Raw genomic sequence first — 10,285 nt, forward strand, 5'->3', positions numbered from 1 at the left:
CAGGCTTCGACGAGGAAGGCACGATGGTCCTTGACGGGGAGCAGCGGCTGGTGGCAGTGCTGGTTCGCCTCTCAGACGCCAACGAGGTGGCTCCAGGGCAATGGTACCTGGAAGCAGGCTTTGGCCGCATCGACGGAGGAAGTCACCCGACCTTCTCCAATCTGGATCTCGCCCAGGATTGGATCGGTGAGCGGGTCGCCCATCGATCCTCAAACTAGGCAGCTTGTCCCGATAAGGTGATTGCCAGCGTGAGGGCGTCCAGCAGCACCTTCCCTCAGGCAGGCTTCACCACACCCAAGGTGCTCCCGCAACCTCAGGCACATACAGGACAGGCAGCCCGGGATGCTCGCTATGCCGCCCGAAAGGCGCGCAAGCGAGATGAGCCGGAACCCTGCCGAACACTTCAAGTTCCCTCATCGCACCCACATCATACCGGATAGGCCATGAACGAGTTTGAGGAGAACAAGTCGGACACCCCTGAACGAACCGTGTCTGAGCACCACATCGAAGCGGTTCGGCAGCAAGGCGGGATGTTCGTCGAGGCGGTTCGACGAACCCGTATGCCGATGCTCGTGACCGACGCCACCCTGCCCGGCAATCCGATTGTTTTTGCCAACCAATCCTTCGTCGACCTGTCGGGCTATAGCATGGACGAGCTGCTTGGGCAGGATCCGCACTTCATGAACGGCGAAGGCACCGACCCTGAGGCCATCCGGCGCTATGAGGCCGCGATCCTGGCGGGGCGGGACGAGACCCTGGAGATCCTCCAGTACCGCAAGGACGGTAGCCCGTTTCGAGCTATGCTGTTCGCCAGTCCAGTGGACGACGGCCAAGGCACCGTCACCAATCATTTCCTCTCCTACCTCGACATCACCCGACGCTACGACGCCGAAGAGGACCTTCGGACCCTTGCTTCTGAGCTGGAGGCCCGCGTAGCGGCCAGGACCCAAGAGTTGGAAGCCATCAACGCCAGGCTGTCAGCTCTAGTCACGGAGCGGGCGATGCTGCTGGTCGAGGTCAACCACCGCGCCAAGAACAGCCTTGCCATTGCGGCCTCCCTCCTGGCCATCCAAGGTAGGCGGCAGCCGGACCCGACCGTCCGGGCCCTGTTCGAGGAGGCTCATGATCGTCTCAACGCCATGGCGCGGGTGCACGATCTCCTGAGCAAGTCGGAGAAGGCTCAGCGCGTCGACGTTTCTGTGTACGTGGCAGACCTGTGCGAGGCATTGAAGCCAATTACGGAAAACGATGATCGCATCCGTTTTGACGCGACAATGGAGGATGGGATGCTGGTGGACGCCGATACGGCAGTTCCGCTGGGCATTGTGCTGACTGAATTGATCACCAACGCTGTCAAGTACGCTTTCCCGGCACCACGGTCAGGGATGATCCTCGTTCAGGTGCGCCGCAGCCAGCCGGGATGGATCGAACTCGTCGTCCGGGACGATGGGGTTGGAATGTCGAGCCTGCGGGAAGGATCGCTCGGCTATGGCCTTGTCCGGTCTCTCGTCCAGCAGATCCGGGGTGAGATCGACGTGCGCAGCGATGAAGGCCTGACGGTCACGATCTCGTTCCCGGAGGCGTCCCAGTAGCGACATCACACAGCCCAGATGGCGCAAAGAGGCCGTGCGTCGCGCCAGCCGAATATCACCGTGGCCTTTGGAACGAAGAGGATTGATCCCCATTCCATCCGATATGCTTGAGAAGAAACCTGATATTCGCGCACTCATTCTCGTTGTCGAGGACGAGGCACTCGTCCGCATGATGCTGGTGGACGTGCTGGATGATGCTGGCTTCAAGGTCATGGAGGCGGCTCACGCGGACGAGGCGCTTCATATTCTCGCGGCCGTTCCCGACGTCCAGGTGGTCGTCACGGACGTGGAAATGCCACGCGGGAGCATCAACGGCTTCGAGCTGGCCCGCAGAGTGCGGGATGATCGCCAGGATATCGGTGTTGTGATCGCATCCGGACGTGTGGCCCCCACACCCGGGGACTTGCCGGAGGGAGCCTATTTCGTCGGAAAGCCCGTTCGCCCTGAAAGACTAATTGAGCTGATCCGGGCGCTGCTCCTTCAGGACTGAGAGTGCCACGAACGAGCGCTCGTGGCACTGAAGCACGTGCGCATGCCTGCGCCTTGGTTACGGACGACCCTCAAAGAGCGCGTCGTTCCGGGTGCGCCATGCGTCGTCCGACAGCCACTTGTAATCCTGATCGGGCATGTGCGGGATAATCTTCACCTGCGCCTCAGCCATGGGAAGAAAGAAGCTATCGCGCTCCTGCGAGACCTTGAGGGAGCGGATCGGGACGACGATGCTGTCCTTGCCAGGGGTAAAGAACCCTCCTGATGCCACAATTGCATAATCCCGGCGGTCTTTGGTGCCGAACACGACGTTCCTGACTTCTCCCACGATCTTATCATCGGCACTGCGCACCTCTGCGCCGATGATCTGGTCCGCCCTCAGGCCCGGGGCAAGCTCGTCAATGTGGATCAGCGGCTTGGCATCCTTGTCAGCGCGACGACCTTGGACAGCGCCGCGCTGGACCTTTGGCTCTCGCGCGCTCATCTGGGCCTCCGCATCCTCCTCGTCGTTTCCGCCCAGGGAATTCATTGGGGGACCGGCGAGGAGTTCACGGATGTTGCCCAGGAGGCGCTCGCAATCGTCATGACGCCCGTAGGACCAGAGGGTGATCGCGGCGTCGCGCAAGGTGCGCAGGTCACGAACCGTCTGGCGGTTAGCCTTCCCGCGAAGCTCGGGCTTTTGCAGGATGGCTTCTTCGAGTTTGGCGTCCCCAATCTGGCAGTCGGCCAAGGCTGGTGTGACACCGAGCACGCTGAGGAGGGCGACCGCAAGGAGAATTGCCGGCGGTTTCATAGGTGGTCCGTTCTGTAGGAAAGGCAGGTTGCCAGATAAAATCCGTCCGCTGCCGCCTGCAATACGAACCTGGAACGATGAATGTCGCCGCCCATACCTATGGCATGTCAAAGATATGTGCTTGAACAAAACGAGTGTTCATTGGGATTAGGACTTCGTCTGAGAAGTGCTGACAGTCAATTATACACATATGAACACGCAATAATACCTATAAATATTGCAGTAATATCGTTAATGCATCAAAACCACCATCGATAAGCCATCATGTGGATCGTATTCTTCTGGGAGAAAACGCAGGAAGGACAGTGATATGGAACAGCATGCCAATGAGACACAGGACCGGGTCAGACGGCGCGCCTACGAGCTTTGGGAGCAACACGGCCGCTCTGAAAGACATGAGGCGGAGTTTTGGCACCAAGCCGAGCGTGAGCTGAAGGGTGAAGCGAGCCTTCGCGACACCCGCAAAGGCGTCACCGCGAATGCTGCTTCAGCCAGAAGCGGTTCCGGCTCCGACGGGCCGGGCTAGAGAGCGGTAAGCCCACCGAAGCTCATGCTCGGCGGATCGGTCCGGAGTATCCTTCGCGATCTTCACGGCTGGACAATCGATCATGGTTGATCCTCGCCCGGGTTGCGTCGGCAGACGCCCCGGGTGTGCTTCTCGATGGCCGCTAAAGCGGCATCAAGGGATGCGAAGGGTCCACGCTCAATGCCGGCCATGGTCTCCAGGGCATGGCCGGCCGGGTGAACGGTGAACTGCTGTGCATATGCTTCCTCAATCCGGCCCATCGGACGGCCGAGCAGGTCCGTCAGGTTCCATGCCCTGCCTTCGCTGGTCGGTGTCACGATCACATCCAAGCTTGCCCCCGTACTGCGCATGAATCCATATGGGTCGTCAGTCTCATACCTAAATCTCGCAAACACAGCGTGTTCCCGTGCGTTTCCGGCCGGCCGGTATAGGTCGGATCGGCTGCGCCTCAGAACTGCTCTGTGCTACGGGAAGGCTGCTCCCGCAGTGAGGGGCGTCTTTGCTCTGGCAAGATGGACGCATTGACGTAAAACGCTGCGCGTGCGGAGCGTTGCGTCTGCCTCATGGTTGCTGGGCGCACTCCGCAGCGCCGGCCGAGTGTCATTATCAAGCCTTGGAGGTGCGAAGGTCATCCTATGAGGCTGGTTGTCCAATCAGGCATCGTGGGATCCCGAAGCATCCCGCGCCAGTGCGGCGTCGAGAGCTTCCGGAGTGACCGAGATTGCTTGGAAGGACCCTGGTCCACCCTGACCGAGGGGTAGAAAGATCACGGTGGCAACACGGCGGTAGGCCAAGAACGACAAACCCTCGATAGGCTCCTCGTCAGTCTGGATCGTGTAGGTCCCGGCTGGTTGGCTCTCCTCCAGTCCAGCCAGCGAGAACGGCCGTGCAAACGTGATCGTCTTCGATGTGGTGCGCAGGTTCATGGCCGTTCTCCTTGTCTCACTAGGGTTGGGCCTAGACCCCAACCTTGTCAGCGCACGCAATGGCGACAAGGCGATTGCCTTCGGTCGTTCCGGGCATGGTCCCCCAGCCATTCTTCATCACGAGATCACCCCGCTCGTAGGATGAGGCCGCTTTCAGAAGTATAATCCGCTCGGCAAGCTGCGGATCCCGCTTGGACTGATCGAGGCAGATCGAGGTCAGCGCCGTGACCACTTCGGTTCGCGTCTGGTCCGTGGCCATCTGCTGAGCTGTGCCGCCTGTCACCCACCCGCCCCAGTTGAAGCCAATCACCGTCACGGCAATTGCGCCGCAGGCCACGCCGTATAGACCTGGTTTCAGCCATTCTGCGGCTGTCATGGTAATTATCCTCTGGAAAGCGAAGAAAAAAGTGTCGCTTCCGTAAATAAGAACTTAGCACATATAAATATAATGCCCTAGAATTGTTATCATCTGTGGGCTCTGGTTACTGGGTACATACGACCCTATATCTTATGGACGGCTACAGACAATTTCCCCATGTGAGGGCGATGCATAATATCACAAGCAGCCCGGGGCGTTTTGCTCGGAGCCTTAGGCTCTCATTTGAGAAGCCCGTATGAAGGAGGCTGCCATGAAATTCCTGGTCCAGTTCAAGAGGTATCGACGCGGTGTCCTCGAGGTCATCCAGACACTTCCCATCGCCGCGATCAACGGTACTGCGGCTTTGGCGTTCGCCAGGAGCCCTACCGGGATGAGACACTGGCCAACCCGGACCGATGCTCTGCGTGTGATGGACGAGGGTGGCCGTACGCTGCTCGACTGGGCAGTCCCGGCAGTGATCGCACAACCTGCCACCAACTCACCCCTCCCTGTTCCAAGGAAACCCGCTGGCAAAGAGGCGCGCCCAGCGCCTCTCATGACGGCGGCGCAGCCGGAAGAGGGCCCAACAACGCGCCCCTCAGGCCGCCACCGTTTTGCCGTGGGACAGGCCGTCTCCTACGCGGAGGATGGTCAGCCCGAGATCTGGAAGGGCGGCTATGAGATCGTCAGGCTCGATGATCCGCATCGTGAGCCGCAATATGCGATCAGAAGCGCGGATCAGTCGTATGACCGGATCGTCCATGAGCACGAACTCCGCGAGGATCTGGGCGCCCGCGCCCGTGGCCGTTGAGCCTCCACCTCCGGTTCGCGTACGAGCCAGTCAAGAGCCTGCACCAAGCTACCGTGGAAGTGCGGCGAGCCCGAGCCGTTGACTGCACGAAGGAAAGTGAGCGAGACATGGCACAAAACATCCTCAGTTTGGCGACATCGATCATGCGCAAGGTTTGGAGCGCGTTAACGCCTGCCCCAGTTCCCGCCTTACAACCACGGCCGCAGCTCGATGGAAGGCGAGGTTATGGAGACGACAGCATCAAACCGTTCGACTGAGGTTTGAGAGCGCAGCCGCCCGGAAGGAAGGCTCTTCATCTACGCCTCGCGCAGGTGAGAGAAAGCCGCAAGAGGCGAAACACGTCAGTGACAGTTGCCGCGCCCACGCAGTCCGCGACCCTGCGCCAGGTCGCTCTGTCCCGGCTCAGACCAGCTCTAAGAGCCAAGGACCGTACTATTGCGCTCGGGGCTGCCTCGCTTCGCGGCGGATGTTTTCCAGCTCGTTGCGGGTATGTTCCATTTCCCGCCGGACTGTTCCAATATCGCGGCGCAAGTCCTCAATCGAGCGCGTAATCTGCTGCGTCAGGTCCCGCAGGTCACCGCGGGTGATGGATGCGTCATTGCTGTCCTGCTGAACGCTCGCACAATCCGGCGTACCGTCGCGGCGGTAGCGCAGGCTCAGGGCGTCTCCCACCTTGAGATACACGCACCGTGTATCCGGATCGCGCCACGTCGCTGGCGGGGCTTCTTGTGCCGTTGCCGAGGTGGCGAGGACCAACAGCCCCGCCATGATTGCAATCTTGATCATCAAGCCTCCTTCTGAGGAGGTGGGGCTGTGTGCTGGAAAGTCCATGTGGGTCCAGGAGATACCGCCTCAATAAGAGAGCACGGCGTCCGCTGTGGAGACGAGGCTCCTGTTCGTTGAACGGCGGGCCGGATGACGGACTTATCCCTGATCTTGCCAGAGACCTCAGCGCTCCTGGTCTGGAGGTGGGCTTTCCGGAACAGGGCGGGACTGGTGGTGTTAGCCTTAGGGCAGTCTCGGAGGTTGATATGAAGGACCAGGATATGGTGCTCTCTATCATCGTCAACGCCATCCAATTTGCCCTCCAGCAGGCGCGAAAGGATTCCGGCGGCCCCGGAGACGTCATACCGCCCGAGGAGCGGGTGGATCTCGCAAGAGCAATATTGGCGGCCCTTTCTGAACAAGGTTTCGAGGTCACACGAGCGCCATCGGAGCCACGCTAGTCCACCACCAGACGACAGGGTTCGGCAAAGAGTGCTCCTTGAGAAGGATACGATCCAATGACCACGAAAACTCGCCCAAGCCTGCCTAAGGGCAAGCGCAACAACGGCATCTCACAGTGGGACAACGAGGGAGGCGCTCCTTCGTCCGGCGACCGGTCACGCAAGCAAGGCGGCAGGCCCCAAAAACCCGACAAGCCGGCCAAGAAGGCGTCCTGACCTCCCACCGAATCCGACACGAATTCCTGACCTGCCGGTCTAGCACCAAGGCTCGACGTCGCTGGGGCCGGCTCATGAGAGAGATCGCACCCGTCCTCGACTCTTCTCATGAGTTCGGACGTGGTTCGAAGCCCTGACAGCTCTCCCGCCGTCAGCCGCAGCCCGGGTGCCGATGCTACTTGCACCGAGTAAGGGGAGAGACAGGACCATCATGATCCTGAGAACGCAGGTGGCTTCCTCCCGCAGCCACAATCTGGAGTGGGGCACCCGGGCGGCGTTTGCGGTCCTGCGAATGAGCGTTGTCTCTGGGTGCAATATCAAGCGTGTGGGGCCCCGACATGATCCGCCATGTTGGCGCCGCGAGATCCGAGCAGCTTGGGTGAGCCTTCCGTGCTGTCCATGGCGGTCTGGTGCTCCATCTCGGCATTGAGCGCGGCCCCGAACAGGACAATCACCACCGACAGCCAGATCCACACCATGAAGCCGATGCCGGCGCCGAGGGACCCATAGGTTTTATTGTAGCTGTCGAAGTTGGCCACGTACCAGGAGAACAACATCGAGGCCACGAGCCAGAGGATGGCCGCCATGGCGCTGCCCCAGGTCACCCAACGCCACTTGGCATCTTGGCGGCTCGGGCCGTAGCGGTAGATGACGGCAAGCCAGGCAAAGAGGACAACGAATAGGGTGGGCCAACGCAGAATGCTCAAGAGCCGTCCGGTCGGGGTCACGAAGCCCATAAAGGTGAAAACGACAGGCGCCACCACCACCGCGCCGATGGCCAGGAGAACAATGCCAACCATGCCGAGCGTGAGCAGGAACGTCGTGGCGTAGAAGCGCAGCAGGCTGCGCTTCTCCCTCTCGCCGTAAACCACGTTGAGCGCATCGAAGAGGGCCGCTACGCCCGAGTTCGCGCTCCAGAGCGCCACCAGAAAACCCACCACGAAGGCAAGGCTGAGCGTGTCGCTGTCCTAGGCGATGATCAGGCTGATCTGCTCGCCGATCAGCTCCAGCACGCCGCCGGGCAGGATCCCGGTCAAAAGCGACAGGTGATCCCTGATCATGCTGGTATCGGCAAAGAGTCCGTACAGCGACACGATTGTGGCGACGGCCGGGAACACTGCTAGCAGGGCAAAGAACGCGACCCCACCCGAGGTGGACAGGATCCGGTTTTCCGGGATCGACCACAGCGTACGCCAGAGGATGTCTTTCCAGCCCCGCGCCGGGATCTCCCCGGGGGTATCGGCGTCGCGTCCCCGGCCAAGCTCACGGGCGCGGGCCAGATCGTCCGATGGCTCGCCGTGGGCCGCCGTCTCGCCGACGCTGGAGCGCCAATCCTCTGCCTGTTCATTCATCGGAGCCATGGCTTCTTGATCCAATTTCGGCAGAGTATCAGGTTCGGAAACTCTTCGCCGCACGAACACGACGCGGCTGAGGGGAAACCAGCCGAGGGAAGTGCAGGCAGGACTGGAACCACCGTAACTCGGGGAGGGCCTCTCATGGAACTCACGCTTTGCATCGTCGGTCTTTCCCCGGATGGGGTTGGATACCGCTGGAAACAGTTGAATGGAACAGATTGAGCATTTGTTAGAGGCGCTGCGGGTACTGCCTCACGTCGCCGCCCTGGCCTTTGCCTATGTGCTTGCCTTACCTATCGGATGGGATCGTGAGCGAAGCGAACGAAGTGCTGGCTTGCGGACCTTCCCGCTTGTGGCGGTTGCAAGTTGCGGCTTCGTTCAGGCGACCGAAGGCATTACCGGGAACTCGCCGGAGGCGCAGGCGCGGATCATCGAAGGCCTGATCACCGGCATCGGCTTCATCGGCGGCGGCGCCATCATCAAGCAATCCGGTGCCGTGCAGGGAACGGCCACAGCGGCCGGTCTATGGGCAACAGGGGCGGTAGGAGCCGCGGTTGGCCTTGGCAGCTACGATGTCGCCATCGTGGTCACCCTGTTCACGATCTTCACCTTCCGCGTCCTGTCCCCAGCGAAACAGCAGAAGACGCCCGACGACGATATTGGCCCGCCATCGGGCTCGCAGTGAAACGGGAGTTCCTCGGATATCAGGCTCTGGGACTAGATCACGTGTGAGAGGATGGCTCGAGCGGGGGCGCTCCAGCACCAGTCCCAGGCTTGGCACCGGATGAGGCGGCTGTGCGTTAGCCGACCATGGCAAAGTCCCTCAGGCTTGTATCGGCTCAGCCAGAAGACAAACCCGGCGTCGTCGCCTCGGCCGTGTATTCGGAAGGCCGACGCGTGGCCGAGGTTCCGATCGCGGAGGTTGGCGAATGGTCACGGAGGCCGGGGCATGTCGTCTGGATCGGTCTACATGAGCCCGGCCTAGCTCTCCTGCGCCAGCTTCAGGCGGAGTTCGGTTTGCATGACCTCGCCATTGAGGATGCGCTCAAGGCCCACCAACGGCCGAAGCTCGAACAGTACGGCGAGGCCTTGTTCGTGGTGGCACGGACCGCCCAGATGCTGGACGGGCGCATCGCCTTCGGCGAGACCCATCTGTTCGTCGGGCATGGCTACGTCGTGTCCGTCCGCCATGGCGCCTCGACAACCTACACCCCAGTGCGTGAGCGCTGCGAAGCCGATCCGGGGACACTCTCGGGCGGGGAGGACTATATCCTCTATGCCATTCTCGACTTCATCGTCGATAACTACATGCCGGTGATCGAAGCAATCCAGTCCGAGGTCGAAGAGATCGAGGATTGCATTCTGGCGGTGACCTCATCCCAAGACCAAGTGGCCCGCCTCTACCAACTCCGCCGGGATCTGCTGCGTCTGCGCAATGCCGTGGTTCCGCTGGTGGAGGTCTGCCGGCGGCTCGAACAACCTGGGCTGCCGGGGATCGATCCTTCAATGGTCCCGCTCTTCCGCGATGTCTCTGACCATATCCGCCGGGTGCAGGAGGAGATCGAGTCCTTGCGCGAGGTGCTGGCCTTCGCGTTCGAGACCAGCCTGATGACGGGACAGGCACAGCAGACCGAGATCACCCGCAAGCTCGCGGCCTGGGCCGCCATCTTGGCCGTGCCGACAGCGGTGGCTGGGATCTACGGCATGAACTTCGAGCATATGCCTGAGCTGAACTGGAGGTACGGGTACGCCCTGGTGCTGACGATTGTCGCGACGGTCTGTGGCTGGCTCTACTGGCGCTTTCGCCAGAACCGATGGCTTTGAGCGGCCGTAACGAAATCAGCTTATTCATCTTCGACTGGGACAGACTCTCAACCTGATAGCTTCGCATCAACAGCGTTCCATTTCTAAGGTCCGGTAATGGGATGGTCCGGCCGTGCTTCTGCCCCGCTTGTTCGTAAGCTGTGGGGTTTCGAGCCACGCAAGGAGCACG

At 61.0% G+C, this 10,285-nt stretch carries 16 protein-coding genes; 9 read left to right on the forward strand and 7 right to left on the reverse strand.

Annotation, left to right across the window (positions count from 1 at the left end):
• Positions 1–23: 23 nt before the first annotated feature.
• From JAO75_RS05490 to JAO75_RS05500, 3 genes are all read left to right on the forward strand, one after another.
• Positions 24–218, forward strand: a complete 195-nt coding sequence (locus JAO75_RS05490; RefSeq protein ID WP_246742372.1) for a hypothetical protein — start codon at positions 24–26, stop codon at positions 216–218.
• A gap of 225 nt (positions 219–443) precedes the next feature.
• Positions 444–1,592 carry a sensor histidine kinase gene (locus tag JAO75_RS05495; RefSeq protein WP_199047350.1) on the forward strand — a complete coding sequence of 383 codons (1,149 nt, stop codon included), beginning with the start codon at positions 444–446 and terminating at the stop codon, positions 1,590–1,592.
• Positions 1,593–1,695: 103 nt separating this feature from the next.
• On the forward strand, positions 1,696–2,082 hold the full coding sequence (locus JAO75_RS05500; protein ID WP_210340172.1) for a response regulator: 387 nt from the start codon (positions 1,696–1,698) through the stop codon (positions 2,080–2,082).
• Between the two features lie 57 nt (positions 2,083–2,139).
• Here JAO75_RS05500 and JAO75_RS05505 read toward each other — a convergent pair whose 3' ends face one another.
• Positions 2,140–2,874 carry a PRC-barrel domain-containing protein gene (locus tag JAO75_RS05505; RefSeq protein ID WP_199047352.1) on the reverse strand — a complete coding sequence of 245 codons (735 nt, stop codon included), beginning with the start codon at positions 2,872–2,874 and terminating at the stop codon, positions 2,140–2,142.
• A 310-nt stretch (positions 2,875–3,184) separates the two neighbouring features.
• Here JAO75_RS05505 and JAO75_RS05510 point away from each other — a divergent pair, with 310 nt between their 5' ends.
• Entirely contained in the window at positions 3,185–3,400 is a 216-nt protein-coding gene (locus tag JAO75_RS05510) for a DUF2934 domain-containing protein (protein WP_199047354.1), read from the forward strand.
• 80 nt (positions 3,401–3,480) lie between these two features.
• Here JAO75_RS05510 and JAO75_RS05515 read toward each other — a convergent pair whose 3' ends face one another.
• The 3 genes from JAO75_RS05515 to JAO75_RS05525 form a co-directional block, all read right to left on the reverse strand.
• Positions 3,481–3,717, reverse strand: coding sequence for a hypothetical protein (locus JAO75_RS05515; protein ID WP_343234556.1), 237 nt, complete (start codon positions 3,715–3,717; stop codon positions 3,481–3,483).
• Between the two features lie 336 nt (positions 3,718–4,053).
• On the reverse strand, positions 4,054–4,326 hold the full coding sequence (locus JAO75_RS05520; protein ID WP_199047356.1) for a hypothetical protein: 273 nt from the start codon (positions 4,324–4,326) through the stop codon (positions 4,054–4,056).
• 31 nt (positions 4,327–4,357) lie between these two features.
• Positions 4,358–4,702, reverse strand: a complete 345-nt coding sequence (locus JAO75_RS05525; RefSeq protein WP_199047357.1) for a hypothetical protein — start codon at positions 4,700–4,702, stop codon at positions 4,358–4,360.
• Between the two features lie 253 nt (positions 4,703–4,955).
• Here JAO75_RS05525 and JAO75_RS05530 point away from each other — a divergent pair, with 253 nt between their 5' ends.
• Positions 4,956–5,495, forward strand: a complete 540-nt coding sequence (locus JAO75_RS05530; protein ID WP_210340173.1) for a hypothetical protein — start codon at positions 4,956–4,958, stop codon at positions 5,493–5,495.
• A gap of 432 nt (positions 5,496–5,927) precedes the next feature.
• Here the strand turns inward: JAO75_RS05530 and JAO75_RS05535 are convergent, their stop codons facing one another.
• On the reverse strand, positions 5,928–6,281 hold the full coding sequence (locus JAO75_RS05535) for a hypothetical protein (RefSeq protein WP_199047359.1): 354 nt from the start codon (positions 6,279–6,281) through the stop codon (positions 5,928–5,930).
• A 245-nt stretch (positions 6,282–6,526) separates the two neighbouring features.
• On the opposite strand from JAO75_RS05535, the gene JAO75_RS05540 reads away from it, so the two are divergent.
• Positions 6,527–6,721, forward strand: coding sequence for a hypothetical protein (locus JAO75_RS05540; protein ID WP_199047360.1), 195 nt, complete (start codon positions 6,527–6,529; stop codon positions 6,719–6,721).
• A 57-nt stretch (positions 6,722–6,778) separates the two neighbouring features.
• The gene (locus JAO75_RS05545) at positions 6,779–6,937 is read left to right on the forward strand and encodes a hypothetical protein (protein WP_199047361.1); all 159 of its coding nucleotides are present in this window, start codon (positions 6,779–6,781) and stop codon (positions 6,935–6,937) included.
• Positions 6,938–7,254: 317 nt separating this feature from the next.
• On the opposite strand, the gene JAO75_RS25330 is transcribed toward JAO75_RS05545, so the two are convergent.
• Entirely contained in the window at positions 7,255–7,878 is a 624-nt protein-coding gene (locus tag JAO75_RS25330; RefSeq protein ID WP_343234557.1) for a YihY/virulence factor BrkB family protein, read from the reverse strand.
• Between the two features lie 27 nt (positions 7,879–7,905).
• Positions 7,906–8,289, reverse strand: coding sequence for a YhjD/YihY/BrkB family envelope integrity protein (locus JAO75_RS25335; protein ID WP_343234558.1), 384 nt, complete (start codon positions 8,287–8,289; stop codon positions 7,906–7,908).
• A 211-nt stretch (positions 8,290–8,500) separates the two neighbouring features.
• Between JAO75_RS25335 and JAO75_RS05555 the strand changes: the two genes are divergently transcribed.
• A complete protein-coding gene (locus JAO75_RS05555) occupies positions 8,501–8,977 on the forward strand; it encodes an MgtC/SapB family protein (RefSeq protein WP_199047363.1) in 477 nt (158 codons plus the stop codon).
• A 125-nt stretch (positions 8,978–9,102) separates the two neighbouring features.
• Positions 9,103–10,116, forward strand: coding sequence for a magnesium and cobalt transport protein CorA (locus tag JAO75_RS05560; protein WP_199047364.1), 1,014 nt, complete (start codon positions 9,103–9,105; stop codon positions 10,114–10,116).
• Positions 10,117–10,285 lie beyond the last annotated feature (169 nt).

It is taken from the genome of Microvirga splendida, assembly GCF_016427565.1.
GTDB lineage: Bacteria > Pseudomonadota > Alphaproteobacteria > Rhizobiales > Beijerinckiaceae > Microvirga > Microvirga splendida.

Excerpts from the sequence above, each read along its gene's own strand:
- JAO75_RS05530 (WP_210340173.1), top strand. The coding sequence starts at position 4,956 with ATGAAATTCCTGGTCCAGTTCAAGAGGTATCGACGCGGTGTCCTCGAG.
- JAO75_RS05495 (WP_199047350.1), top strand. The coding sequence starts at position 444 with ATGAACGAGTTTGAGGAGAACAAGTCGGACACCCCTGAACGAACCGTG.
- JAO75_RS05490 (WP_246742372.1), top strand. The coding sequence starts at position 24 with ATGGTCCTTGACGGGGAGCAGCGGCTGGTGGCAGTGCTGGTTCGCCTC.
- JAO75_RS05560 (WP_199047364.1), top strand. The coding sequence starts at position 9,103 with ATGGCAAAGTCCCTCAGGCTTGTATCGGCTCAGCCAGAAGACAAACCC.
- JAO75_RS05535 (WP_199047359.1), bottom strand. The coding sequence starts at position 6,281 with ATGATCAAGATTGCAATCATGGCGGGGCTGTTGGTCCTCGCCACCTCG.
- JAO75_RS05520 (WP_199047356.1), bottom strand. The coding sequence starts at position 4,326 with ATGAACCTGCGCACCACATCGAAGACGATCACGTTTGCACGGCCGTTC.
- JAO75_RS05510 (WP_199047354.1), top strand. The coding sequence starts at position 3,185 with ATGGAACAGCATGCCAATGAGACACAGGACCGGGTCAGACGGCGCGCC.
- JAO75_RS05505 (WP_199047352.1), bottom strand. The coding sequence starts at position 2,874 with ATGAAACCGCCGGCAATTCTCCTTGCGGTCGCCCTCCTCAGCGTGCTC.
- JAO75_RS25335 (WP_343234558.1), bottom strand. The coding sequence starts at position 8,289 with ATGAATGAACAGGCAGAGGATTGGCGCTCCAGCGTCGGCGAGACGGCG.
- JAO75_RS05540 (WP_199047360.1), top strand. The coding sequence starts at position 6,527 with ATGAAGGACCAGGATATGGTGCTCTCTATCATCGTCAACGCCATCCAA.
- JAO75_RS05555 (WP_199047363.1), top strand. The coding sequence starts at position 8,501 with ATGGAACAGATTGAGCATTTGTTAGAGGCGCTGCGGGTACTGCCTCAC.
- JAO75_RS05545 (WP_199047361.1), top strand. The coding sequence starts at position 6,779 with ATGACCACGAAAACTCGCCCAAGCCTGCCTAAGGGCAAGCGCAACAAC.
- JAO75_RS05525 (WP_199047357.1), bottom strand. The coding sequence starts at position 4,702 with ATGACAGCCGCAGAATGGCTGAAACCAGGTCTATACGGCGTGGCCTGC.
- JAO75_RS05500 (WP_210340172.1), top strand. The coding sequence starts at position 1,696 with ATGCTTGAGAAGAAACCTGATATTCGCGCACTCATTCTCGTTGTCGAG.